This window comes from Citrobacter sp. MGH103, from assembly GCF_001034475.2.
Taxonomy (GTDB): domain Bacteria; phylum Pseudomonadota; class Gammaproteobacteria; order Enterobacterales; family Enterobacteriaceae; genus Citrobacter; species Citrobacter freundii.
Window position 1 is genome coordinate 4662604 of record NZ_CP073043.1, and the last position, 26589, is coordinate 4689192.

Annotated in this window: 18 protein-coding genes and 1 pseudogene; 9 read left to right on the forward strand and 10 right to left on the reverse strand. The window is 53.3% G+C overall.

Features of this window, described 5'->3' with window-relative positions:
• Window positions 1-10 precede the first annotated feature (10 nt).
• Complete coding sequence (gene sthA / locus SK33_RS22460) at window positions 11-1411, forward strand: Si-specific NAD(P)(+) transhydrogenase (RefSeq protein ID WP_003028860.1); 1401 nt, start codon at window positions 11-13, stop codon at window positions 1409-1411.
• On the opposite strand, the gene oxyR is transcribed toward sthA, so the two are convergent.
• From oxyR to argC, 4 genes are all read right to left on the reverse strand, one after another.
• A complete protein-coding gene (gene oxyR, locus SK33_RS22465; RefSeq protein ID WP_003028858.1) occupies window positions 1394-2311 on the reverse strand; it encodes a DNA-binding transcriptional regulator OxyR in 918 nt (305 codons plus the stop codon). The two genes, sthA and oxyR, sit on opposite strands and share 18 nt — an antisense overlap.
• 263 nt (window positions 2312-2574) lie before the next feature.
• Window positions 2575-3948: an argininosuccinate lyase gene (gene argH / locus SK33_RS22470; RefSeq protein WP_032950735.1), complete on the reverse strand. Its 1374-nt coding sequence runs from the start codon at window positions 3946-3948 to the stop codon at window positions 2575-2577.
• Window positions 3949-4056: 108 nt separating this feature from the next.
• Entirely contained in the window at window positions 4057-4830 is a 774-nt protein-coding gene (gene argB, locus SK33_RS22475; protein WP_032950733.1) for an acetylglutamate kinase, read from the reverse strand.
• A gap of 10 nt (window positions 4831-4840) precedes the next feature.
• Window positions 4841-5845 (reverse strand): N-acetyl-gamma-glutamyl-phosphate reductase, encoded by a 1005-nt coding sequence (gene argC, locus SK33_RS22480; protein WP_048220123.1) that lies wholly within the window; start codon window positions 5843-5845, stop codon window positions 4841-4843.
• Between the two features lie 155 nt (window positions 5846-6000).
• Here argC and argE point away from each other — a divergent pair, with 155 nt between their 5' ends.
• From argE to gldA, 6 genes and pseudogenes are all read left to right on the forward strand, one after another.
• Window positions 6001-7152 (forward strand): acetylornithine deacetylase, encoded by a 1152-nt coding sequence (argE, locus tag SK33_RS22485; protein ID WP_003028848.1) that lies wholly within the window; start codon window positions 6001-6003, stop codon window positions 7150-7152.
• A 269-nt stretch (window positions 7153-7421) separates the two neighbouring features.
• Window positions 7422-10073 (forward strand): phosphoenolpyruvate carboxylase, encoded by a 2652-nt coding sequence (gene ppc, locus SK33_RS22490; protein ID WP_044714678.1) that lies wholly within the window; start codon window positions 7422-7424, stop codon window positions 10071-10073.
• A 212-nt stretch (window positions 10074-10285) separates the two neighbouring features.
• Window positions 10286-12019, forward strand: coding sequence for a phosphoethanolamine transferase CptA (locus tag SK33_RS22495; RefSeq protein ID WP_048220121.1), 1734 nt, complete (start codon window positions 10286-10288; stop codon window positions 12017-12019).
• Between the two features lie 151 nt (window positions 12020-12170).
• The gene (locus SK33_RS22500) at window positions 12171-13019 is read left to right on the forward strand and encodes an AraC family transcriptional regulator (protein ID WP_032950728.1); all 849 of its coding nucleotides are present in this window, start codon (window positions 12171-12173) and stop codon (window positions 13017-13019) included.
• Window positions 13020-13266: 247 nt separating this feature from the next.
• Window positions 13267-13929 carry a fructose-6-phosphate aldolase gene (gene fsa / locus SK33_RS22505; protein WP_016151282.1) on the forward strand — a complete coding sequence of 221 codons (663 nt, stop codon included), beginning with the start codon at window positions 13267-13269 and terminating at the stop codon, window positions 13927-13929.
• A gap of 11 nt (window positions 13930-13940) precedes the next feature.
• Window positions 13941-15044: pseudogene (gene gldA / locus SK33_RS22510) on the forward strand (bifunctional L-1,2-propanediol dehydrogenase/glycerol dehydrogenase).
• 86 nt (window positions 15045-15130) lie between these two features.
• Here the strand turns inward: gldA and katG are convergent.
• The 3 genes from katG to SK33_RS22525 all read right to left on the reverse strand — a co-directional run bounded on the left by katG (window position 15131) and on the right by SK33_RS22525 (window position 19431).
• Window positions 15131-17311 carry a catalase/peroxidase HPI gene (gene katG / locus SK33_RS22515; RefSeq protein WP_003028832.1) on the reverse strand — a complete coding sequence of 727 codons (2181 nt, stop codon included), beginning with the start codon at window positions 17309-17311 and terminating at the stop codon, window positions 15131-15133.
• A gap of 166 nt (window positions 17312-17477) precedes the next feature.
• The gene (gene metF, locus SK33_RS22520; RefSeq protein ID WP_003028830.1) at window positions 17478-18365 is read right to left on the reverse strand and encodes a methylenetetrahydrofolate reductase; all 888 of its coding nucleotides are present in this window, start codon (window positions 18363-18365) and stop codon (window positions 17478-17480) included.
• Between the two features lie 157 nt (window positions 18366-18522).
• Complete coding sequence (locus tag SK33_RS22525) at window positions 18523-19431, reverse strand: LysR family transcriptional regulator (protein ID WP_048220118.1); 909 nt, start codon at window positions 19429-19431, stop codon at window positions 18523-18525.
• Between the two features lie 89 nt (window positions 19432-19520).
• On the opposite strand from SK33_RS22525, the gene SK33_RS22530 reads away from it, so the two are divergent.
• Window positions 19521-19898, forward strand: coding sequence for a carboxymuconolactone decarboxylase family protein (locus SK33_RS22530; protein WP_003028825.1), 378 nt, complete (start codon window positions 19521-19523; stop codon window positions 19896-19898).
• 38 nt (window positions 19899-19936) lie between these two features.
• Here SK33_RS22530 and SK33_RS22535 read toward each other — a convergent pair whose 3' ends face one another.
• Window positions 19937-21493 carry a bifunctional metallophosphatase/5'-nucleotidase gene (locus SK33_RS22535; protein WP_048220117.1) on the reverse strand — a complete coding sequence of 519 codons (1557 nt, stop codon included), beginning with the start codon at window positions 21491-21493 and terminating at the stop codon, window positions 19937-19939.
• 133 nt (window positions 21494-21626) lie between these two features.
• Here SK33_RS22535 and SK33_RS22540 point away from each other — a divergent pair, with 133 nt between their 5' ends.
• Window positions 21627-22802, forward strand: coding sequence for a hypothetical protein (locus SK33_RS22540; protein WP_048220115.1), 1176 nt, complete (start codon window positions 21627-21629; stop codon window positions 22800-22802).
• Between the two features lie 35 nt (window positions 22803-22837).
• Here SK33_RS22540 and metL read toward each other — a convergent pair whose 3' ends face one another.
• Both metL and metB read right to left on the reverse strand, forming a co-directional pair.
• Window positions 22838-25270 carry a bifunctional aspartate kinase/homoserine dehydrogenase II gene (metL, locus tag SK33_RS22545; RefSeq protein ID WP_003028820.1) on the reverse strand — a complete coding sequence of 811 codons (2433 nt, stop codon included), beginning with the start codon at window positions 25268-25270 and terminating at the stop codon, window positions 22838-22840.
• Window positions 25271-25272: 2 nt separating this feature from the next.
• Window positions 25273-26433 (reverse strand): cystathionine gamma-synthase, encoded by a 1161-nt coding sequence (metB, locus tag SK33_RS22550; RefSeq protein WP_003028818.1) that lies wholly within the window; start codon window positions 26431-26433, stop codon window positions 25273-25275.
• Window positions 26434-26589 lie beyond the last annotated feature (156 nt).

The following is a 26589-nucleotide window of genomic DNA, read 5'->3' on the forward strand; positions in this document are numbered from 1 at the left end:
AAGCCTGACCATGTCACATTCCTACGATTACGATGCAATAGTAATAGGTTCCGGTCCCGGCGGCGAAGGCGCTGCAATGGGTCTGGTTAAGCAAGGAGCGCGCGTCGCGGTGATTGAGCGCTATCATAACGTCGGCGGAGGCTGTACCCACTGGGGCACGATCCCGTCGAAAGCCCTCCGCCACGCCGTCAGCCGCATTATTGAATTCAATCAGAACCCACTGTACAGCGACCACTCCCGACTCCTTCGTTCTTCTTTTGCCGATATTCTCAACCACGCTGATAACGTTATTAATCAGCAAACGCGTATGCGGCAAGGATTTTACGAGCGCAATCACTGCGAAATTTTGCAGGGGAATGCCCGTTTTGTTGATGAACACACGATCGCCCTGGAATGTCACGACGGTACGGTGGAAACGCTGACTGCGGATAAGTTTGTTATTGCCTGCGGTTCGCGTCCTTATCGCCCTGTTGATGTCGACTTTTCGCATCCCCGGGTTTACGACAGCGACTCTATCCTGAGCCTGCACCACGAACCCCGCCATGTGCTGATTTATGGCGCGGGGGTCATTGGCTGTGAATATGCGTCGATCTTCCGTGGAATGGACGTCAAAGTTGATTTAATCAACACCCGCGATCGTCTGCTGGCGTTCCTAGATCAAGAGATGTCCGACTCGCTCTCTTACCACTTCTGGAACAGCGGTGTGGTCATTCGCCACAACGAAGAGTATGAGAAGATTGAAGGCTGCGATGACGGCGTCATCATGCACCTGAAATCCGGTAAGAAACTGAAGGCAGACTGCCTGTTGTACGCCAATGGCCGTACCGGTAATACCGATTCGCTGGCGCTGGAAAACATTGGCCTGAAAACCGACAGCCGTGGGCAGCTCAAAGTGAATAGCATGTACCAGACGGCGCTGCCGCATGTGTATGCTGTAGGGGATGTGATCGGTTATCCGAGCCTGGCATCGGCAGCCTACGACCAGGGACGCATTGCCGCCCAGGCGTTGGTAAAAGGCGAAGCCACCGCGCATCTGATTGAAGATATCCCGACCGGGATTTATACCATTCCAGAAATCAGCTCCGTTGGTAAAACCGAACAGCAACTCACGGCAATGAAAGTTCCATACGAGGTTGGCCGCGCCCAGTTTAAGCATCTGGCACGTGCGCAAATCGTGGGTATGAGTGTCGGAACGCTGAAGATCCTGTTCCATCGCGAAACCAAAGAGATTCTGGGGATCCACTGCTTTGGGGAGCGCGCTGCCGAAATTATTCACATCGGACAAGCGATAATGGAGCAAAAAGGTGGTGGTAACACTATCGAGTACTTCGTTAACACCACCTTTAACTACCCAACCATGGCAGAAGCCTATCGGGTAGCAGCGCTAAATGGCTTAAACCGCCTGTTTTAACGCACTGTCGAAATGGCCATCCATTGATCCACGGATGGCCTCTGCCAACTGTTCATAACGGCTGCGCAGCGGCGAACCAGGACGGTACACCAGACCAATCGTACGACGCGGTTCGGGTTTAATGCATGGCAGATAAACGACACCATCACGCTTACGCTCCGGCGGAACAGCCAGCGCAGGCAGTAAGGTAATACCGCTTCCTGCCGCCACCATGTTACGCAGCGTTTCCAGACTGGTTGCCCGAAAATGGGTATCTTCATCAGCACCCGCTTCAAAGCAGAAGCCCATTGCCTGATCGCGCAGGCAGTGGCCATCTTCCAGCATCAGCAGTTTTTCACCCGCCAGATCGGACATCGGTACACAGTCACGGTTTGCCCACGGATGATCTTCATAGATCGCCAGCAGCATAGGCTCATCAAATAGCGGTACTTCGATGAACGCCTCACTCTCTTTCACCAGCGCCAGAATGACGCAGTCAAGCTTGCCGCTATCCAGTTGCGCTAACAGCTGATGTGTCTGCGCCTCATGGAGATACATTTCCAGTTTTGGGAAGGTCTGGTGCAACATCGGAATAATATGCGGCAGCAGGTATGGCCCCACCGTTGGGATCAAACCAATATGCAGCGGGCCAGACATTGTCTCGCCTTGTTGGCTTGCCATCTCCTTGAGCACTTTGACCTCGCGCAGCACGGTGCGCGCCTGATCCACCAGCAGCAAACCAGCCTGGGTGAACAGCACCTTGCGACTCGTACGCTCCAACAACATGACGCCAAGCTCATCTTCCAGCTTGCGGATCTGCCCGCTCAGCGTTGGTTGGCTAACGTGACAGGAGTCTGCCGCTCGTCGGAAGTGACGATGTTCGGCTAGCGCTACCAGGTATTCAAGATCACGAATATTCATTATTCATCCTCCATCGCCACGATAGTTCGTAGCGATAGGTAGCATAGCAACGAACGATTATCCCTATCAAGCTTTCTGTTTAATAATGCACCACAGAAACGGAACGGTACCCCTTTAACCCTTGAAGCTACTGTCCGTTCTGAGAGTTTCTCTCATACTCGAAATAACTAAAGCCAACGTGAACTTTTGCGGACCTTGTGTCCGCATTTTTTTTGCATAAAAAAGCCCGGCGTGACGCCAGGCTCGAATGATTACCCATCACTTTATGCCAGACGTGCCTTCGCGTAGTCGATCGCCTGTGCAACCTGCTGGGGTGACACGCCGCCTTTCGCCGCACGCTTGTCCAGGCACGATTGCAACGAGAGGATCTGGTAAACATCATCGCCAATCACCTGGCTAAACTTTTGTAAGTCAGCAAGCGACAGCGCCTCCAGCGGTTTGCCCTGTCGAATCGCCTCGACCACCGTTTCACCTACGATATGGTGCGCTTCGCGGAACGGGACACCTTTCGCCACCAGATAATCCGCCAGTTCAGTGGCGTTAGCATAGCCCTGCTGCGCCGCTTCCTGACAACGCGGACGTTTCACCTGGATGCCATCCAGCACCAGCGCGGCCATATGCAGACAGTCCAGCCAGGTGTCGAGCGCGTCGAACAGCCCTTCTTTGTCTTCCTGCATATCTTTGTTGTATGCCAGCGGGAGGCCTTTTAACGTCATCATCATGCCGGTCAACGCACCCTGCACGCGACCGCATTTGCCACGGATCAGCTCCAGCGCATCCGGATTTTTCTTCTGCGGCATCAAAGATGAACCCGAAGTCACACGATCGGACAGCTCGACAAAGCCCGCTTCGCCGGTGTTAAAGAAAATCAGGTCTTCAGCAAAACGCGACAGGTGTACCATGCCGATAGAGGCGTCTGAGAGTAACTCCAGAACGTGGTCACGGTCAGAAACGCTGTCCAGACTGTTGCGCGTAGCCGAGGCAAAGCCCAACCAACCCGCCAGCTGCTCGCGATCGATTTCATACGCCGTACCCGCCAGCGCGCCGCAGCCTAACGGACTGACGTCCAGGCGTTTGAGCGCATCCTGCAGGCGGCTCTCGTCACGCGCCAACATTTCAACATAGGCCAGACACCAGTGAGCAAACGTCACCGGCTGCGCACGTTGCAGGTGGGTGTAACCCGGCATGACGGCGTCCTGGTTATTCTCCGCCGTCACCACCAGCGCAGTTTGCAACTGACGATTGGCCGATAGTAATTCGATAACCGTGTCTTTGCACCACAGCTTGAGATCGGTCGCGACCTGGTCGTTACGGCTACGTCCGGTATGCAGTTTTTTACCAAGCTGGCCGACTTTATCAATCAGCTTACCTTCCACCCAACTGTGAATATCTTCGGCATCGCTTTGCAGAATCTGCTGAGGATTCGCACGAACCTCTTCCAGCAGATTATTCAGCGCCTCTTCCAACCGCAGCTGTTCATCAGCAGTCAGTACACCGACCGTTACCAACGCTTTGGACCAGGCCACAGAGCCAACAATATCCTGTTCTGCCAGGCGGTAGTCAAAACGCAACGAGTCGTTGAACTGTTTGAACCGCTGATCTGCTGCCTGTGTAAAACGCCCACCCCAAAGTGCCATAACGAATTTCCTTAATATGATATTTTTGCCCGGTGGCGCTGCGCTTACCGGGCCTACAAAACCCACGTAGGCCGGATAAGGCGAAGCCGCCATCCGGCACATTAATAGTTAAGCCAGAATACGCGTACCAATTGGCGTGCCGTTAAACAGCGCCGGGAGTTGCTCTGCATGACGCCAGGAGGCGATATCCACCGGACGACCCAGCGTACGCGCGGCATCCAGCGCCGCATTCACCTTCACGATCATGCCATCGGTAATAATGCCCTGTTCAATCAGCTGTTCCGCTTTCGCTGCGGTCATTTCGGCAATACGCTGGCCTTTACCATCCAGAATACCGCTCACATCAGAGAGCAGGATCAGATCCGCACCCAGCGTTGCCGCCAGCGCTGTTGCCGCCTGATCGGCATTCACGTTCATCAGCAGCCCATCATCAGTGACGCCAATAGAGCTCACTACCGGCAGAAAACCGCTTTCCAACAGCGTGTTAATCAGCTTAGGCGAACCCGGCTGCGCCAGTCCAACATGACCCAGTTCTTTATCGAGCGGCGTCACTTTTACGCTGTCGCCATCGCCAAGATACAGACCCACAGACGCGATGTGATGCTTTTTCGCCCAGGCCAGCAAGGTTTTATTCGCCGTTCCTGCCAGAGCACCGGTAATAATGTCAATTTGATCGGCAGGCGTGACGCGCAGACCATTTTTCTTTTTCACCGGCAGATTCAGCTGCTTCATCAGCTCGTCAACCACACAGCCGCCACCGTGCACAATGACCAGCGGACGCTGGTGCGACTCACGATAATTCACCAGTGCAGCAAACAAGCGCTCCAGCGCCTCTTCGCTATCCAGTAAAACGCCGCCCAGCTTGATAATTAATGGATTCATTGTTGCACCCTTAAATAAGAGACTGCATTTGGGCAAAGCCAAAACGAATATTTGCGCACTGCATCGCCTGTGCCGCCGCGCCTTTCAATAAGTTGTCTTCCGTCGCCACGACGATCAGGTGTTCACCCTGTACGGCAAACCCGATATCGCAGAACGGTAATCCAACCACATTCTTCAGCGCCGGAACCCCTTTGTCATACAGACGCACCAGCGGTTTATCGCCATACGCCTGTTGCAGCGTCTGAGCCACCTGTGCATGGGTTACGCCCGCCTTAAGGCGGCAAGTGATAGTTTCCAGAATTCCGCGCGGGAAGTTACCCAGATGCGGGGTGAAAATCACTTCTGTCCCCAGATGAGTGGCGATTTCCGGCTGATGACGATGGGTAAACACGCCATACGGCTGCAGGCTCACCTCACAAAAGCTGTTGGAGATAGCCGCTTTACGCCCCGCACCGCTCACGCCGCTGGTCGCATTAATTACCGGCCACTGGCTGAGATCCAGCAGCCCGGCATCAATCAACGGTTTCAGCGAAAGCTGCGCCGCCGTCGGGTAACAACCTGGCACAGCAATCAGATTCGCTTCTTTCAGTTTATCCGCGTTCCACTCCGCCAGCCCATAAACGGCCTGCTCCAGCAGCTCAGGATGCTGATGCGTAAAGCCATAATATTTTTCATAGAACGCGCCGTCGTTTACGCGAAACGCGCCCGAAAGGTCAAACACCACGCAACCGGCCTGCAAAAACTGCGGAGCCAGGTCATGACTCACCTCATGAGCCGTTGCGAGGAACACAACATCCACCCCTGCGCTAAACTCGCTGATATCTGACATTGGCTGCAACGGTAAATCGACAATGCCTTTCAACTGCGGATGCAAATCGGAGATTAATTTTCCTGCATCATTGCTTTGCGCTGAGACGGTCAAAGCGGTTATGGTCATATCAGGATGGCGATTTACATAGGTCACAAGCTCTGCGCCGGCATAGCCACTGGCGCCCACAATCAGCGTATTCAACATCGGGGCAGCTCACCTTCTTAGATTCTGTTGCCAGGTATAAGCCTTTATCACCTCACCTTACACTTGGTGGGTTTTATTACGCTCAACGTTAATGTATTTTTATTCACAAATACTGCATGAATATTGATACTATCATGACCCGAGGTGTGTCAACAATGAAAAACAATTTACCGCCATTTATCGAGATTTACCGCGCTCTGATTGCCACGCCATCGATCAGTGCCACCGAAGAAGCGCTCGATCAAAGCAATGCAGGTTTAATCACTCTGCTGGCGGGCTGGTTTAAAGATTTAGGCTTCAATGTGGAGGTCCAACCGGTTCCCGATACGCGAAATAAATTCAATATGCTGGCGAGCATTGGACAGGGCGCTGGCGGCCTGTTGTTGGCGGGCCATACAGATACCGTACCCTTTGACGACGGACGCTGGACGCGCGATCCGTTCACTCTAACCGAGCATGACAATAAGCTGTATGGTTTGGGTACGGCGGATATGAAAGGCTTCTTCGCCTTTATCCTCGACGCGTTGCGTGATGTCGACGTCACGAAACTGAAAAAACCCCTGTACATTCTGGCCACTGCTGACGAAGAGACCAGCATGGCGGGAGCTCGCTACTTCTCTGAAACTACCGCTCTGCGCCCGGACTGCGCGATCATTGGCGAACCCACATCCCTGCAACCGGTGCGCGCGCACAAAGGCCATATCTCTAATGCGATACGCATTCTGGGTCAGTCGGGTCATTCAAGCGATCCAGCGCGTGGCGTTAATGCGATTGAACTGATGCATGATGCCATCGGCCATATCATGCATCTGCGCGATGACCTGAAAGCGCGCTATCACCATGATGCCTTTACCGTCCCGTATCCAACGTTAAATTTGGGCCACATCCACGGCGGTGACGCCGCCAACCGAATCTGCGCCTGCTGCGAATTGCATATGGATATTCGCCCGCTACCGGGTATGACGCTAAACGATCTCAATGGGTTACTTAACGAAGCGCTGGCCCCTGTCAGCGAACGTTGGCCGGGTCGCCTGACCGTATCGGAACTGCATCCGCCAATTCCAGGCTATGAGTGCCCACCTGACCATCAACTGGTAGAGGTGGTTGAGAAACTGCTGGGCGCACAGACTGAAGTGGTGAACTATTGCACCGAAGCGCCGTTTATCCAGACGCTTTGCCCAACGCTGGTATTGGGTCCAGGCTCCATTAATCAGGCGCATCAGCCGGATGAGTATCTGGAAACGCGCTTTATTAAGCCAACCCGCGAATTAATCACCCAGGTTGTGCACCATTTCTGCTGGCATTAACTGCTTGTCACCCCGCTAATCCCTTAGTGGTAAGCGGGGCGATTTTTTAACATTTCCATAAGCAACGCTTATTTGATTGGATGTGAATTAAATAACGTAAATTCACGGCATTTATTCGTTTGCTGAACCGATTTCGCAGCAATTGACGTCACGTGTTTTACGTGGCTTTATAAAAGACGGCTAAAAAGTTAAGTCCGCAAGATTTTGCGTGATAGTCAGGCGCGAAAGATACAGGACATATTCAAAATAGATGGGGTGTCTGGGTTAATATGAACGAACAATATTCCGCGTTGCGTAGTAATGTCAGTATGCTCGGCAAAGTGCTGGGAGAGACCATCAAGGATGCGTTGGGAGAGAACATTCTTGATCGCGTAGAAACAATTCGAAAGCTGTCCAAATCATCTCGCGCTGGCAATGAAATTAATCGCCAGGAATTGCTCACCACACTGCAAAATCTGTCTAACGACGAGCTGCTGCCGGTTGCCCGCGCATTTAGCCAGTTCCTAAACCTGGCCAACACCGCCGAGCAGTACCACAGCATTTCGCCAAAAGGCGAAGCCGCCAGCAACCCGGAAGTGATTGCTCGCACTCTGCGTAAACTGAAAGAGCAGCCCAACCTCAATGACGCCACCATCAAGAAAGCCGTAGAATCACTCTCTCTGGAGCTGGTACTCACCGCCCACCCGACCGAGATCACTCGTCGTACGCTGATCCATAAAATGGGTGAAGTGAACGCCTGCCTCAAGCAGCTTGATAACAAAGACCTCGTCGATTATGAACGCAACCAACTGATGCGCCGTCTGCGTCAGCTCATTGCTCAGTCCTGGCATACGGATGAAATCCGCAAACTGCGCCCAAGCCCGGTTGATGAAGCTAAATGGGGATTCGCGGTTGTTGAAAACAGCCTGTGGGAAGGTGTGCCGAACTACCTGCGCGAGCTGAATGAACAACTGGAAGAGCATCTTGGATATAAGCTGCCGGTTGATTTTGTCCCGGTTCGATTTACCTCCTGGATGGGCGGCGACCGTGACGGCAACCCGAACGTAACGGCGGATATCACCCGTCACGTGCTATTGCTCAGCCGCTGGAAAGCGACAGACCTGTTCCTGAAAGACATCCAGTTTCTGATTTCTGAGCTGTCGATGGTGGATGCTACACCGGAGCTGATGGCACTGGTAGGTGAAGAAGGCGCAGCGGAACCTTACCGATATCTGATGAAAACCCTGCGTTCTCGTCTGATGGCGACCCAGGCCTGGCTTGAAGCTCGTCTGAAAGGCGAGAAATTGCCGAAACCTGCGGGACTTCTCACCCAAAACGAACAGCTCTGGGACCCGCTTTACGCGTGCTACCAGTCTCTACAGGCCTGTGGTATGGGCATCATCGCCAATGGCGAATTGCTCGACACCCTTAGGCGCGTGAAGTGTTTCGGCGTGCCGCTGGTGCGTATTGATATTCGTCAGGAAAGCACCCGCCATACTGAAGCCCTGGGCGAGCTGACTCGTTATCTGGGCATTGGCGACTACGAAAACTGGTCGGAAGCAGATAAACAGGCTTTCCTGATCCGCGAACTGAATTCCAAGCGTCCGCTCCTGCCGCGTAACTGGGAGCCGAGCAATGACACCCGTGAAGTGCTCGACACCTGTCAGGTCATTGCCGAAGCCCCGTATGGCTCCATTGCCGCCTATGTTATCTCGATGGCGAAAACGCCGTCGGATGTGCTGGCCGTGCATCTGCTGCTGAAAGAAGCCGGAATTGGTTTTGCTATGCCGGTCGCTCCGCTATTTGAAACGCTGGACGACCTCAACAATGCCGATGACGTCATGTCCCAGCTTCTGAATATCGACTGGTACCGCGGCTTTATCCAGGGCAAACAGATGGTCATGATTGGCTACTCTGATTCCGCAAAAGACGCGGGCGTGATGGCAGCGTCCTGGGCGCAATACCAGGCTCAGGACGCGCTGATCAAAACCTGCGAAAAAGCCGGTATCGAACTGACGCTGTTCCATGGTCGCGGCGGATCCATTGGTCGCGGCGGCGCGCCTGCGCATGCGGCGCTGCTCTCTCAACCACCAGGCAGCCTGAAAGGCGGTCTGCGCGTGACAGAACAAGGGGAGATGATCCGCTTTAAGTACGGCCTGCCGGAAGTGACCATCAGCAGCCTGTCGCTGTATACCGGAGCAATTCTGGAGGCCAACCTGTTACCACCGCCAGAACCGAAGGATAACTGGCGTCATATCATGGATGAGCTTTCCGATATTTCCTGCGAGCTATACCGTGGATATGTGCGTGAAAACAAAGACTTCGTCCCTTATTTCCGCTCAGCTACACCAGAGCAGGAACTGGGTAAATTGCCGCTCGGTTCACGTCCGGCAAAACGCCGTCCGACCGGCGGCGTTGAGTCTCTGCGTGCTATACCGTGGATCTTTGCCTGGACGCAGAACCGTCTGATGCTCCCGGCCTGGCTTGGTGCTGGTACCGCGCTGCAAAAAGTGGTTGAAGATGGTAAGCAAAGCGAACTCGAAGCGATGTGCCGCGACTGGCCATTCTTCTCCACACGCCTTGGCATGCTGGAAATGGTTTTCGCGAAAGCAGACCTGTGGCTGGCAGAGTATTACGATCAGCGCCTGGTCAAAAAAGAGCTGTGGCCGCTGGGTGAAGAGCTACGCCAACGCCTGGCAGCAGATATCGATGTCGTACTGGCGATTGCCAACGACTCACATTTGATGGCCGACCTGCCGTGGATTGCCGAGTCCATTCAGTTAAGGAATGTTTATACTGACCCGCTGAACGTCTTACAGGCAGAGTTGTTACACCGCTCACGCCAGGCCGAAGAGCAAGGCCATGAACCGGATCCACGCGTTGAACAAGCGCTGATGGTGACCATCGCGGGTGTCGCCGCCGGTATGCGCAATACAGGCTAACGTCCCCTCCTGCTGTCGCCTTCGTGCTACTGTACGAAGGCGACAGTAAAAACCGCTGTTACAACCACTTCATTTTCAATATATTCCTGCCTGAACATATTCACTACGTGAATATTACAACAGCAAAACACGATCCTGAGATCGTGATGCTTCAGTTCCTCTTAATGTTTAGTCGCTACTCTTGGCGCTACGATTAAAGACAGGCTCACATTATGCAATCCTTACAACTCCAGTCTAAACCCGCCTTTAGCTGGAAAGCCCTGGGTTGGGCGCTCCTCTATTTTTGGTTTTTTTCCTCATTACTGCAGACCGTTATCTATTTTAGCGGCTATAGCGGATCTACCGGCCTACGCGACTCCCTACTGTTCAGCTCGCTGTGGTTGATCCCGGTATTTTTATTTCCAAACCGTATCCGCATTATTGCTGCCGTCATTGGCGTAATTCTATGGGCGGCCTCGCTGGCTGCGCTGAGCTATTACGTCATTTACGGGCAAGAGTTCTCGCAAAGCGTTCTGTACGTAATGTTTGAAACCAATGCGAACGAAGCCAGCGAGTACCTGAGTCAATACTTCAGCCTGAAGATCGTCTTAATTGCGCTGGCATATACAGCAATGGCAATTCTGCTATGGACACGTCTGCGTCCGGTACATATTCCATCACCCTGGCGCTATCTGGTGTCGTTTGCACTGTTATACGGATTGATTCTGCATCCGATGACAGTGAACACATTTATCAAACATAAGCCGTTTGAAAAAACGTTGGATGGGCTCGCTTCACGTATGGAGCCCGCCGCGCCGTGGCAATTCATCTCCGGGTATTATCAATATCGTCAGCAGTTGACCTCGCTCAATAGCCTGCTGAATGAGAACAATGCCCTGCCGCCGCTGGCTAACTTTAAAGACAGTTCAGGTGACGCACCGCGTACGCTGGTACTGGTGATTGGTGAGTCAACGCAACGTGGCCGCATGAGCCTGTATGGCTATCCGCGTGAAACGACGCCAGAACTGGATGCGCTGCATAAATCCGATCCTAACTTCACCGTATTCAATAATGTCGTGACTTCCCGTCCGTACACCATTGAAATCCTGCAGCAGGCGCTGACCTTCGCTAACGAGAAGAACCCGGATCTGTATCTGACTCAGCCGTCCCTGATGAACATGATGAAACAGGCGGGTTATAAAACCTTCTGGATCACTAATCAGCAGACGATGACCGCCCGCAACACCATGCTGACGGTGTTCTCTAAGCAGACGGATAAACAGTTCTATATGAACCAGCAGCGTACGCAAAGTGCGCGCGAATATGACAGCAACGTGCTGGCGCCATTTAAAGAAGTCCTGGCCGACCCGGCACCGAAAAAGTTCATCATCGTGCATCTGCTGGGTACGCATATTAAGTACAAATTCCGCTATCCGGATGGCCAGGGTAAGTTCGATAATAATATCGACCATGTTCCCGCAGGCCTGAGTAACGATGAGCTGGAAGCCTACAACGATTACGACAGCGCGAATGTTTATAACGATCATATTATTGCCAGCCTGATCAAAGACTATAAAGCGACCGATCCGAACGGCTTCCTGCTGTACTTCTCCGATCATGGCGAAGAGGTTTACGATACGCCACCGCACAAAACGCAGGGTCGTAATGAAGACAACCCAACGCGCCATATGTACACGGTGCCGTTCCTGTTGTGGACTTCGGAAAAATGGCAGGCCGCGCACCCGCGCGACTTCTCACAGGATGTGAATCGTAAATACAGCAGCTCAGAGCTTATCCATACATGGTCTGACTTAGCGGGCTTCACCTACGATGGCTTCGATCCAACTCGCGCCATTACCAGTCCGCAGTTCAAAGAGACAACCCGCTGGATTGGCAATCCGTACAAGAAAAATGCCCTGATAGATTACGATTCCCTGCCTTACGGCGATCAAATCGGTAATCAATAACCGTCTGCCGGATGCGCTACGCTTATCCGGCCTACAGCTCGCAAAGACTTGTAGGCCGGATATGGCATTAGCCGCCATCCGGCAATAATCACTTGAGGGCGATTGTTTTCAACGTTACTGTTTCCCTGTCTGCTGCCTGCAAGGGATTAACATGTATCACGACGTCAGCCATCTTCTCTCCCGCCTGATTAACGGCCCCACGCCGCTGCGGCAGATTTATTTCGCCAGCACCAATAGCACAACGCCGGAACTGGCGTATCAGGTCGATTTTCCCCGGCTGGAAATTGTGCTGGAAGGTGAATTTGCGGATTCTGGCATCGATAAGGTGCTTACCCCCGGCGATGTCTTGTTTGTTCCGGCTGGCGGCTGGAATATTCCGCAGTGGATCACACCGGTCACGACACTCAGCATTCTGTTCGGCAAACAGCAACTGGGTTTCAGCGTCGTCCAATGGGACGGCAAGCAATATCAAAACATTACCCACCAGCACGTCGCTCGGCGCGGGCCGCGTATTGGCTCTTTTCTGCTGCAAACGCTCCATGAGATGCAAATGCAGCCACAGGAGCAGCAAACGGCCAGGCTAATCGTTGCGAGCTTGCTGAGCCACTGTCGCGATCTGCTCGGCAGCCAGATCCAAACCGCATCACGTAGTCAGGCGCTTTTCGACGCCATTCGCGGCTATATTGACGAACGCTACGCTTCACCACTCACCCGTGAATCCGTCGCACAGGCGTTTTACATTTCACCCAATTACCTCTCCCACCTGTTTCAAAAAACGGGCGCTATCGGTTTTAACGAATACCTGAACCACACGCGACTGGAACACGCAAAAACGCTGTTAAAGGGTTACGAGCTGAAGATCAAAGACGTGGCGCACACCTGTGGGTTTATTGACAGCAACTACTTCTGCCGCCTGTTTCGCAAGAATACTGAACGTTCGCCGTCAGAGTATCGTCGGCAGTATCACAGCCAGTTGACGGAGAAAAAAACTGACCAGTAATAATCGCATACTGGGACAGAAAACGGAGACAAAGGTAACATTTACTGGATTTTTGTATTATCAAAAAACATATACCAGCACATATCACTTACATGTGAAGTATCTCTCACTTTTATAGACATATTACATTTATCCAGCTTTTGACAGATTTGTCAGATAGCACTGCGTGACGAAACACTCTTATCCTGTGCATAGCAAAGCAACCCGGCAACGGGCAGCTAACGGAAAACGTAGAGGGTGTTTTTGTATGGAACTTTATCTTGATACCGCCAATGTCGCGGAAGTCGAACGTCTGGCCCGCATCTTCCCTATCGCGGGCGTCACCACCAACCCAAGCATTGTGGCAGCAAGCAAAGAATCCATCTGGGATGTGCTGCCACGCCTGCAGAACGCCATTGGCAAAGAGGGCATTCTGTTTGCCCAGACCATGAGCCGGGATGCGCAGGGCATGGTGGAAGAAGCTAAACGCCTGAGCAATGCGGTGCCCGGTCTGGTAGTGAAAATCCCGGTGACATCCGAAGGTCTGGCCGCGATCAAGATGCTGAAAAAAGAGGGTATCACCACGCTGGGAACCGCCGTTTACAGTGCTTCTCAGGGGCTACTGGCTGCGCTGGCAGGAGCGAAATATATCGCGCCTTACGTTAACCGTATCGACGCGCAGGGCGGCGACGGGATTCGCACAGTACAGGAACTGCAAACATTGCTGGAACTGCATGCACCGAACAGCATGGTACTGGCGGCCAGCTTTAAAACTCCACGTCAGGCGCTGGATTGCTTGCTGGCAGGATGTGAAGCAATCACCCTACCATTAGACGTAGCGCAACAAATGCTCAATACCCCTGCGGTAGAGTCAGCAATAGAGAAGTTTGAGCAGGACTGGAACAACGCATTTGGTCACATCAACCTGTGAGGAAATAAAGTATGGATCGCATTATTCAATCACCTGGTAAGTACATCCAGGGTGCTGATGTTATTACCCGTCTTGGCAGCTACCTCAAACCACTGGCAGAGCGCTGGCTGGTCGTTGGAGACAAGTTTGTCTTAGGCTTTGCCCAGGGTGCACTGGAAAAAAGCTTCCTGGATGCCGGACTGGCGCTGGAGATTGCACCGTTTGGCGGCGAATGTTCACAAAACGAAATCGACCGTCTGCGCGTCGTAGCGGAAAAAGCGCAGTGTGCGGCAGTACTTGGTATTGGTGGCGGTAAAACGCTGGATACCGCCAAAGCGCTGGCGCACTTTATGGGCGTGCCTGTCGCCATTGCGCCAACCATCGCCTCTACCGATGCGCCGTGCAGCGCGCTGTCCGTCATTTACACCGATGCCGGTGAATTCGATCGCTATCTGCTGCTGCCTAATAACCCGGACAGGGTCATTGTTGATACCAAAATTGTCGCGGGCGCACCGGCGCGTCTGTTAGCTGCGGGTATTGGCGATGCGCTGGCGACCTGGTTCGAAGCGCGTGCCTGTTCACGCAGCGGCGCAACCACCATGGCGGGCGGTCAGTGTACTCAGGCGGCGCTGGCGCTGGCAGAGCTGTGCTTTAATACGCTGATCGAAGAAGGTGAAAAAGCGATGCTGGCTGCAGAGCAGCACGTGGTTACACCAGCACTGGAGCGCATTATTGAAGCCAACACCTATCTGAGTGGCGTCGGTTTTGAAAGCGGTGGTCTGGCAGCGGCTCACGCCATTCATAACGGTCTGACCGCAATCCCGGATGCACATCATTATTACCACGGCGAGAAAGTGGCTTTCGGTACGCTGACGCAGTTGGTGCTGGAAAACGCGCCGGTCGATGAAATTGAAACCGTTGCCGCGCTGTGCCATTCCGTTGGCTTGCCGATTACCCTGGCACAACTGGATATCAAACAGGATATTCAGGCGAAAATGCGCATTGTGGCTGAGGCAGCCTGTGCCGAAGGCGAAACCATCCACAACATGCCTGGCGGCGCAACGCCGGACTAGGTGTATGCCGCCCTGCTTGTGGCTGACCAGTACGGTCAACGTTACCTGCAAGAGTGGGAATAACCTGCAAATAGAAAATCCCCGCAAATGCGGGGATTTTTTTATTCCTACCATGCCGGACCCGCGCAAGCGGCATCCGGCATTGTCTGTTACAGCAGATCGAAACGATCCAGGTTCATCACTTTCACCCATGCGGCCACGAAATCTCTCACGAACTTCTCGTGGGCATCGCTGCAGGCATAAACTTCAGCCACTGCGCGCAGTACAGAGTTAGAACCAAATACCAGATCGGCGCGGGTTGCGGTGTATTTTACTTCGCCACTCAGACGGTCACGACCTTCAAACAGCTCTTGTGACTCATCAACCGCCTTCCACTCATGGCGCATATCCAGCAGATTGACGAAGAAGTCAGTGCTGAGTACGCCTGGACGATCGGTAAAGACACCGTGCTGGCTACCATCAAAGTTGGTGCCCAGTACGCGCATACCGCCCACCAGCACGGTCATTTCCGGTGCGGTTAGCGTCAGCTGCTGTGCTTTATCGATCAGCAGCGACTCGGTGGTCGATACGTCAGGACGGGCGCGGTAGTTACGGAAGCCATCGGCGATCGGCTCAAGCAGTTCAAACATCTCAATATCCGTTTGATCCTGGCGCGCATCCACGCGGCCCGGCGCAAAAGGTACCTTAATGCTGACGCCCGCAGCGCTAGCCGCCTGCTCGATACCAACAACCCCGGCCAGCACGATAATATCGGCCAACGAGGCGGTATGGGCAGACTTATAAATCCCTTCCAGCACAGGCAGAACGCGTGCTGCGGTGGCATTCACATCCCAGCCTCGCTGTGGATCCAGCGCCAGACGCGCACCGTTAGCGCCGCCACGTTTATCCCCACCGCGGAAAGTCGATGCCGACGCCCACGCTACCGATACCAGTTCGCCCACGGACAGCCCGGAAGCGGCAATGGTCGCTTTCAGCTTCAGGATATCTTCTTCGCTTGGGTTGAAGAACGCATGCGGCAGCGGGTCTTGCCAAATCAGATCTTCTTTTGGCACTTCCGGTCCGATGTAACGCGCTTTTGGCCCCATATCACGGTGCGTCAGTTTAAACCACGCACGAGCAAACGCTTCGTTGAACGCCTGCGGATCGTTCAGGAAACGGCGGGAGATTTTCTCGAACTCAGGATCGAAACGCAGCGTCAGGTCGGTAACCAGCATCGTCGGCTTACGTTTTTTCGATGGATCAAACGGATCAGGAATAATTTCTGGCGCGTCAACCGCTTCAAACTGAATAGCGCCTGCCGGACTGCGGGTTTGTACCCACTCGTATTTGAACAGGTTCTCGAAGAAATAGTTGCTCCATTGGGTTGGCGTCTGCGTCCAGACAACTTCCAGACCGGATGTAATGGCATCCGCGCCCGCGCCGCTGCCGTAGCTGCTCGCCCAGCCCAGGCCTTGTGCTTCAATCGGTGCGGATTCAGGATCGGCGCCTACGTGCGAAGCCGGTGCAGCGCCGTGGGTTTTGCCCAACGTATGACCACCGCCAATCAGCGCCACGGTTTCTTCGTCGTTCATACCCATATTACCGAAGGTCGCGCGAATAGCCGCTGCCGCTGAAAGCGGTTCGCCGCTATGGTCCGGTCCTTCCGGGTTCACATAGATAAGGCCCATTTCGGTTGCGCCCAACGGCGCTTTGGCCAGTTCTTCCGGGTGACGGTGAGTCAGCCAGGCTTTTTCATCACCCCAGTTTACGTCGAGATCCGGTTCCCAGACATCTTCACGACCAGCACCAAAGCCGAAGGTGCGGAAGCCGGAGTTTTCCAGCGCCACGTTACCCGCGAGGATAAACAGGTCGGCCCAGGAAATTTTCTGGCCATATTTCTGCTTGATTGGCCACAGCAGACGACGCGCTTTATCCAGGCTGACGTTGTCCGGCCAGGAGTTCAGTGGTGCAAAACGCTGCTGTCCGCGACCCGCGCCACCGCGTCCATCGATGGAGCGATAGGTCCCTGCACCGTGCCATGCCATGCGGATAAACAATCCAGCATAGGTTCCCCAGTCAGCGGGCCACCACGGTTGAGATTCGGACAGAAGGGCTCTGAGATCCCCTTTCAGGGCAGAGTAGTCGAGTTTGCTAAACTCTTTGCGGTAGTCGAAGTCCTCACCCAGCGGGTTAGAACGGTTGGAATGTTGGTTTAAAAGATCAACGCGCAGTTGATTTGGCCACCAGTCGCGGTTGTTCGTTCCTGCTCCCGCGCTCTGGTCGTGACCGCCCTGATGAAAAGGACACTTACCGGCAGTTGATGTGTTCTGGCTATCGTCGGACATGCTCATCTATATGCTCCCTTTACAGTGTTCTGACTACGATATACACCACCAGTGATAAGATATAGTCGAAATAACCCACAGATTCGATAGCTAATTCCTTTTATATTTTACGTTACAGAGATGTAGATCAAAATGATCAACAAAAAGCCCTCCGTAGAGGGCTGGGATCTGTTTAGTTCGGTCTTACACCCAGTGTGTGACAAATAGCGTAGCTCATCTCGGCACGATTAAGGGTATAGAAGTGAAAATCTTTCACCCCTTCGCGGCTGAGAATCTTCACCATGTCCATAGCGATATTAGCGCCCACCAGCTTGCGGGTTTCCGCGTCATCATCCAGACCATCAAACATGGTCGACATCCACGCCGGAATGCGGACGTTGGTCATGTCGGCAAATTTTTTCGCCTGCTTAAAGTTGGAGACTGGCAGGATACCCGGAATAATTTCCACGTCGATTCCCGCAGACACACAGCGATCACGAAAGCGCAGATAGCTTTCTACATCGAAGAAGAACTGGGTAATCGCACGGTTCGCACCGGCATCAACCTTACGCTTCAGGTTCAGCAGATCGGCCTGAGCGCTCTTCGCTTCCGGGTGCACTTCCGGGTAAGCCGCAACGGAGATATCAAAGTCTGCAACGTCTTTCAGTAGCGTCACCAGGTCAGAAGCATACATATCCGGTTTACCGCTTCCCGGCGGCAGGTCACCGCGCAGGGCAACAATATGACGAATACCGTTGTTCCAGTAGTCCTGAGCAATGGTACGCAGCTCATCGCGGGTTGCATCAATACAGGTCAGGTGCGGAGCCGCTTCAAGGCCAGTGCGATCCTTAATGCCTTTAATAATGCTGTGCGTACGGTCGCGCTCACCAGAGTTTGCACCGTAAGTGACTGAAACAAACTTCGGCTTCAGGCTGCTCAGGCGATCGATGGAGTTCCACAGGGTTTGCTCCATTTCACTGGTGCGCGGCGGGAAAAACTCAAATGAAACGTTAATCTGACCGGCAACTTCTGCCAGGCTCTGATTCAGGGCTTCCCGCTGGTTGGCGTGAAAAAAGCTCATACCTTACCTCATCAATCTTTTGTCGTTATATGTTGTGTTGTGAACTGCTATACGTTTAGACGTCTAGATGTAAAAATGACGGAAAAGCATGCTGGCGTCAACACAAAAATCATCGCTAAAGGTGAGGAATACTCAGCCAACGTGAAAAAAATTCACATCAGTCTGAATTGATGAGGGATTGCGCCATGACCGTCTGCAGCCATGCTAATTTTTTTACGTTTTCAGGCAGCATCAGCAACCCCGTGCTAATACGCAATTCGGTATCGGTAAGCGGCAGGAATATCACCCCCCGACGTTGGATAGCGGAAAAGGAGGCCGGAAGCAGGCTCAGACCTTCACCCTGCGCGATCCGCGCCAACAACACATCATGTTCCAGCGGTTCTTCAATACAGGCAGGAGAGTAACCAGCATGACTAAAAATATGTCGGGTGTAATCAAAAAAGGCGGGGTTACGTTCACGTTTGAACCAGAACAGTGGTCGGTGGCTCAGCGACATTAACGAGAGCGAAGGCAGCGCTGCCTCTGGCCAGAGCGCGGGTAAGGCGACGATCAACGATTCTTGCCAGCCGAGCGGCGTGACGCTAAGCCCCGAAGTCTCAAGCGGTAACGCCACCAGCGCGGCATCCAGCTTTCCACGACGCACCAGACGCGCGAGTTCAGGCGAACCATGACGGACAATATGTCGCTTCTGCATATGCGTAGTCAGCTGTGACTCAAGCGCCGCAAAAACGCCCTGTTCAAACGCTGTACTTAGCCCTAAGCGCAGAGATGGCTCCCCGATTTGCGTTAATTGACTCAACGCAGCGTAGGTTTTGTCCTGGAGATCAAGCAGCGGGCGCACCATTTCAAGTACGTGCTGGCCGTCCTCCGTCAGCGTTAATCCACGGGTATGACGGACAAACAGTATGACCCCCAGGCGATCTTCAAGCTGGCGAATGTGGCGGCTCAACGGCGGTTGCGACATGAACAAGCGCTGCGCAGCCCGGCTCATATTGTTCTCTTCCGCTACTACGGAAAAGTAGCGCAGCAGGCGAATATCCAGAGAGTGTAATGGCGATGTTGTCATACCGAAAAGGTATCACGGAAACGGTATTATCCAAATCATTCTACGCCCCCTATTCTCTCGCCATACGCCACACCTACGAGGGAAAAATCATGGAATCAGAACGTTTTATTACCGGCCAGAAAATGCTGCAACAGGTAGATGGTAAAGGGGGAGAGGCCGTCGTTGAGAGCCTGAAGGATATCGCGCCGGATTTTGCCCGCTACCTGCTGGAATTTCCGTTTGGCGACATCTATGCACGTCCAGGTCTGGACCTGCGCAGCCGAGAAATTGCCACTGTCGCCGCTTTAACGGCAATGGGCAATGCCGCCCCGCAGTTGAAAGTGCATATTGGCGCGGCATTACACGTTGGTTTAACGCAGGATGAGATCGTTGAAGTGATTATGCAGATGGCCGTATATGCCGGCTTCCCTGCCGCACTCAATGGTTTGTTCGCCGCGAAAGAGGTATTTGCCTCTCACAGAGGCTAAAACAACAGGCCAGCGGATTGTCTGCTGGCCTGAGCTCACTATGGTTTCACATCTGCCACACGCATGCCTTTAAGCTGCTCATCCGTCAGCGTATTTCCCGCCTTGAAATAGTCAACGACAGCATTAGAGACATAGTAACCTCCGGAGGTATTTCGCGCTTTTCCTTCGGTAAATGCCGTAAAACCATCACCGCCGTCTGCCAGGAAGCTATTGGTGGCAATGTGATAAACCGTGGCATCCTCAATCGGTTTACCGTTTAACGTTAGTACGGTGACGCGCTGACCGACTGGTTTACTGCTGTCATACTTCATCTCCAGTCCTTTGGACACCTGCAATACACCGTTGCTTAAACCCGCGCCGTGCTCCATCAGGCTACGCAACTGTTTACCGGTGAGATCCATTGTTGACAGCTCGTTGGGGAACGGGAAGGTGCTAATGACTGCACCCATCGTGATAGCACCTGCTGGGATTTCATTACGGATACCGCCCGAATTAGTGAGCGCTAATTGAGTATCTTTACCTGCCGCCACCAGCAACGCATCCGCCGCCAGATTGCCCAACGAAGAAGATTCACCGTAAGCACGCGTCAGCTCAACCGGAGAGTTTGCAACCGTCTGTTGTACCAACTTATCAAGCTTTTTATTCCAGCCATCAATGACCTGTTTCGTCTGCGGGTCTGGCTGCCACTCATCAGCATAAATGGTCTTCAGCTCGAAGTTCTTCACGGTAAATTGATGCGGTTTCTGCTGATAATCCAGCACCAGTTTACCCACATCAATACCGCCGCTGTCGGTAGAAAGAATCAGAGTGTTACCGACTTTAATCGGCTCCGGCGTGCCCACATGCGCATGGCCGGTAATCAGGATATCCAGCCCCTTTACCTGACCTGCGGTCTGGATGTCTTTATCCAATGCACGGCGCACATCTGTACTTCCCTGGCTAGACTGACGCGCTGGCGTACCTTCATGGATCAGCGCCACAGTGAGATCGACTTTACCTTTAAGCTCATCGATATAGCGTTGCAACCACTTCACTTCATCCCGCGCTTCAATACCGACACGTGTCGCAGCAGAAACCGTATCATCAAAAGCAAACACGCCGTGCAGGCCAATCACACCAATCTTCACGCCATCTTTTTCAATAATGGTGTAAGGCTTATCCCAGAACATTTTGCTGCTGTTCTGATAAAAGATATTACCCTGCACGATGGGGAATTTCGCCTGACTCAGTTGTAGTAGCGTGTTATCCCAACCGTGATCGAATTCATGATTACCCATGGTGACAGCATCAAAATTCATGGTGTTCATGATATCGATAATCGCCTTACCCTTGGTCAAGCTGCTGATATACGGCCCGGTAAAATAATCACCGGCATCAAAAAACCAGGTGGCGCTATTTTTCGTTTTTTCCTGCTTCACCATCGTCGTGATATTAGCCCAACCACCAATATCACGCGTGCCATTAGCAATCCATGGGACTTTATAAGGTTCAACGTGGGCGTGAAGATCATTGGTATAGATAATCGTGACATCTTTGGCACTCGCCCAAAGCGGCAACGATACCAGAACACCAACAGCAAGCATTTTTAACTTCATAATCAATCCCTTTCAGTCATATAAAGAATCGCTACGTTACGTTCTGAAAGGTTTTTTTATGTGAGAAAACTCACATCCACTGGTGATAGTCGCGGGTCAAAATCAACGACCATTAAAAATCGTTGGTAATACGATGACGTCACTGTTCACCATCAATTGCTGTAAGTCCTTCGGCTGTAAAAATCTGGGACTGGCGAGCTCACCAGATTACAGCTGGCCCGAGTATCGGTTGGGTTATGCTGCGCTGCATTGCCGGGCATGCGGCAGCTATCCACCGCTGTTTAATGAGGAACAGTTTGGTGGGTGGTTGTCAGCATATTTAACGGATTTTGCCGCCCAAAGCGGTCATTTTTGCCCACGATGTTATCAGCGGGAAACCATCCTCTATGGGCATAATCCTCAGGGCAGCCAACGCGTTCAGTGCCGGAGCTGCAAACAAGTCTGGACACCAAAGCAGCAGCCGCTCACCACCATTGTTCCACCAGAACAAATAGCGACGGTTCCCTTAATCGTCCCTTTTCAGGGAGCCTGCACCGACCAGAAACTTTATGTATTACTCAGTTTTGACGCTATTCGCGGCAATATTTTGCATATTTCCAGTAATTTCACGCCCCATCTCGTAGGGGATACATTGCGATACCGCTGGCGTAACAACGTTGAACCTACGGTCATTCATGACGATATCGTTGAACGAGTAAGACAGAGGGAAACCCTGTTTTTACGCCGCAGCCAGTTTGATGAAATCCAGTACGGCAGTGCCATGCTCAAACGAAATGCCAACGGTGCAGTTTTACGTCCGGTCATTACCGCGCACGGACATTTCCGCATACTGAGCCATCTCTGGCCTGAGGTAAAAACGCACATTATTGCCCACGAATGTTTTCTGCGCGGCGCGGCGATTACCGCATGGGCGCAGCAATATCGCGATCATCACGCTTCGCTTTGGTTTATTGATGAAGAGATCAATAGCGATAAGTGCACACTGCCCTGGCGATTGCTGGGTAAAACCTGGCAGGGGTGGTGGCAAAACCAGTGGCAAATTTGGCAACAAGGCGACACACGCAAAATGGTGTGTCTGTTAACGGAGGGTCAGGTTGAAAAAGGGGCGTCAATCACACTGGCGGCAGGCCACCATTTTCTCGCCTGGTTACAGCAGCAGGCGGAGTTTCGGGATAGCGCCCGTTACTCGGCTCATTCGGTGTTTCAGACGATAAGGACGCTGGCGGAGCAATACAACACCCTGATCACCCAGCGCGATTTGCCCGGTGGCACTGCCGCTTACCGGGCCTACGGATCATGCCATATGTAGGCCGGGTAAGCGTAAGCACCACCCGGCAACGCAAATTACAGCAACTGCGCTAAACGGTTGATGTCAGACTGAATCGCCCCAGCGGTAACGTCACGGCCCGCGCCCGGTCCACGGATCACCAGCGGGTTATCGCGATACCAGCGGCTCTCTATGGCGAATACGTTATCGCACGGCAACAGCGCCGCCAGCGGGTGTTCAGGGCGAACCGCTTCAACACCAACGCGAGCTTTGCCGTTAGCATCAAAACGCGCTACATAGCGCAGCACCAGCCCCATTTCACGCGCCGCTTCCAGACGCTGCACCATCTGCTCGTTCAGTTCATCGCCATTCTCAAAGAAATGGTCAATAGAGCCTTCTTCACAATGCGCAGGCACCAGCGATTCCACGCGAACCTGGTCCGGTTCGATGTCGTAACCCGCTTCACGCGCCAGAATCACCAGCTTACGCATCACATCTTTGCCGGAAAGATCTACGCGCGGATCGGGTTCAGTCAGACCCTGTTGCCATGCCTGATCCACCAGATCGGTGAATGGGACCGTGCCATCAAATTGCAGGAACAACCACGACAACGTGCCGGAGAAGATCCCGCTGATCGACAAAATGGTATCGCCACTATCAATCAGATCGCGCACGGTATGGTTGATCGGCAAACCTGCACCCACGGTGGCGTTATATAACCAGTGGCGACCCGTTTTTTCGAAAGCGTCATGAATCTGGCGGTAATTATTACTGCTGCTCGCCCCGGCCAGTTTGTTGGCGCTGATAACGTGGAAACCATGGCTGGCAAAATCCAGATACTGATCCGCCAGTTGCTCGCTCGCTGTCACATCCAGCACCACTAAATCATCATACGGGTGAGCACGCATCCACAGGAATAGAGACTCTTCATCCTGCTCTACCGCCTCGTCATCAAAGAAAGCTAACGCGCGGCTGGCATCCAGCCCTTCGTAATTCAGCAGGCTACGACGGCTATCAACCACACCCGCCAGCACAAACTCTAATCCGGTACGCGCCGAGAGCGTGCTCTGCTCGCGAGCGAACAGCTCCAGCCAGCGCGACCCAATGTTGCCTTTGCCGAACAACACCAGACCAATGCGTTTTTCAGCACGGAAGATTGACTGATGCAGACCCTGAATCAGGCTCTCCGTTGGCCCAGTACGCAGTACCGCGACCAGGCTGATGCCCTCTTCCGACTGCCAAGTAAATTCAACCGGCTGACCTTTCAACTGTTGCCAGAAACGGTGGCAGTGCAGCGGATTACGGGTGACGCCCGCCCCGACCATCGCCACCAGCGCCAGCCCCTGGCGCAGACGCAGCTCGCCTGGCAGGCCAGCTTCATCCAGAATTTTCAGCGCGCTGTCAGCGACTTCGGAGGTGTAGCAAAATTGCAATAGCTGGCGGTCAGGATGCACGCCCACTGCCAGCGGACGCACCTGGCTACGTTTTAAAACCTGGTCAATCTCTTTATAAGCCAGCTTAAAATCCTGGCCAGTCGGAACCAGAAACTCAATCAGGCAGACGTCATCATGACTGGTCACAATACGCGCCCCGGTACCGGAGGCCAGTACTCGCTCAATACGCGTTGAACCCTGTTCTGGGGTATAGCTACAACGCAACTGGAGATCGATATCGCTACCGGAAACCGGCTGTAAGGTACGGGCATGGAGAACCGGTGCCGCCAGACGCGCCAGCTCGCTGGCTTCATCCAGACGCAGCAGCGGCAGCAAACAGGCGTCTTTTACTTTACGCGGATCCGCGCTGTAAACCCCAGCGACATCGCTCCAGATGGTTACTCGGGAAACGCCCGCCAGCGCACCAACCTGCGTCGCCGAGTAGTCAGAACCGTTACGCCCCAGTAGCACTGTTTCACCGGCATTGCTGCGGCTAATAAAGCCGGTAACCACCAGGCGTTTACCCGGATGCTGCGCCAACAGTTGCTGCAGTAATGGGTAAGAAAGACCTTCATCTACCTGCGGCTGGGCACCGCGTTCAGCACGTAAAAAATCGCGCGCATCCAGCCAGGCCGACTCCAGCCCCTGTTGATTAAGGACGGCAGACATCAAACGCGCGGACCATACCTCGCCATGCCCAACAACCTCAGCATAGACGGCATCGTTCACGCCGCTGTCGAGTAACCCAGCCAGGCGTTCCAGATCGTGAATAAACGCGCCAATCAGTCCATCCGCCACCTCGGGAGGTAACAAACCGCTGATAAGCTCACTTTGATAGCGACGTAACGCCTGTTGAACCTGATGCGCAGAAAGGCGATCGGTCTGGCTTAATTTCAGCCAGCTAATCAACTGGTTAGTGGTACTGCCTGCGGCTGAAACAACCATCATGTCATCAGGCTGCGAGTAATCCGCCATAATGCCTGCGACACGCAGATAACATTTCACGTCTGCCAGACTACTACCACCAAATTTGTGCAGTTGACGACCCTTCGCCCCTGCCTGCGCAATCACACTCATGTTTACCCCTTGTTTGCAGCCCGGAAGCCATTTTCCAGGTCGGCAATTAAATCTTCGCCATCTTCAATACCGGTGGAGATACGCAGCAGCGTTTCGGAAATTCCGGCAGCAGCACGCGCTTCTGGTGCCATGCCCGCGTGTGTCATGGTTGCGGCGTGGGAGATCAGACTTTCAACGCCCCCTAACGATTCCGCCAGCGTAAACAATGACAACCCGCCGAGGAAACGGCGCAGCGTTTGCTCATCGCCATCCAGTTCAAAACTTAACATCGCGCCAAAGCCTTTTTGCTGACGCGCAGCAATCTCATGGCCCTGATTATCCGGCAATGACGGGTGATACAATTTTTTCACCAGCGGCTGAGTTTGCAGATAATCGACTATCGCCTGAGCATTACGTTGCGCCACCTCCATACGAGGAGACAAAGTACGCAGGCCGCGCAACAGCAGATAACTATCAAACGCGCCGCCGGTCACACCAATATTATTCGCCCACCATGCCAGTTCAGTGACCGTTTCCGGATCTTTGGCTATAACCACACCAGCCACCACGTCTGAGTGACCGTTTAAATATTTCGTGCATGAATGCAACACCAGATCGGCGCCTAATGCCAGTGGATTTTGCAGTGCCGGGCTTAAAAAAGTGTTGTCCACCACGCTGACCGCGCCAGCCTCGCGCGCCAACTGGCAGATTTTCGCAATATCCACCACGCGCAGCAGCGGGTTGCTTGGACTTTCTACCAGCACCAGCTTCGGTTTTTCCGCCAATGCGGCCTGCAATGCCTGCTCATCTCCTTGATCGACAAACAGGACGCGATAACAGCCACGCTTTGCCAGACTGTCAAACAGTCGGTAGCTCCCGCCGTAGCAGTCGTGCGGTGCAACCAGCAGATCGCCAGGCTTAAGGAAGACAGTGGTCACCAAATGAATCGCCGACATGCCAGTATTGGTCAGTACAGCACCTGCACCACCTTCCAGTTCCGCCAGCGCACGTTGAACGACATCACGCGTTGGGTTGCCGCGACGCGAATAGTCATGAGCACGAGGTTCATTAAATCCGGTAAAGTTATAGGTGCTGGAGAGGTGAATCGGCGGGACAACGCAACCGTACTGTTCGTCGTCATTTAACCCGCTACGCACTGCGATGGTGGCCTGTTTACGCGTCATATTGAGAAGATCCTGGCTGAGTCGGTGAAAAGTCAGGCACCAGAGTAATCATTGTTACTATAGCCGTCAATACATCTGGACATCTAAACTTCTTTGCGTATAGATTGAGCAAACTGGAAATAGCCGTTAAAATTATATGCATTAGCGTACATCTGC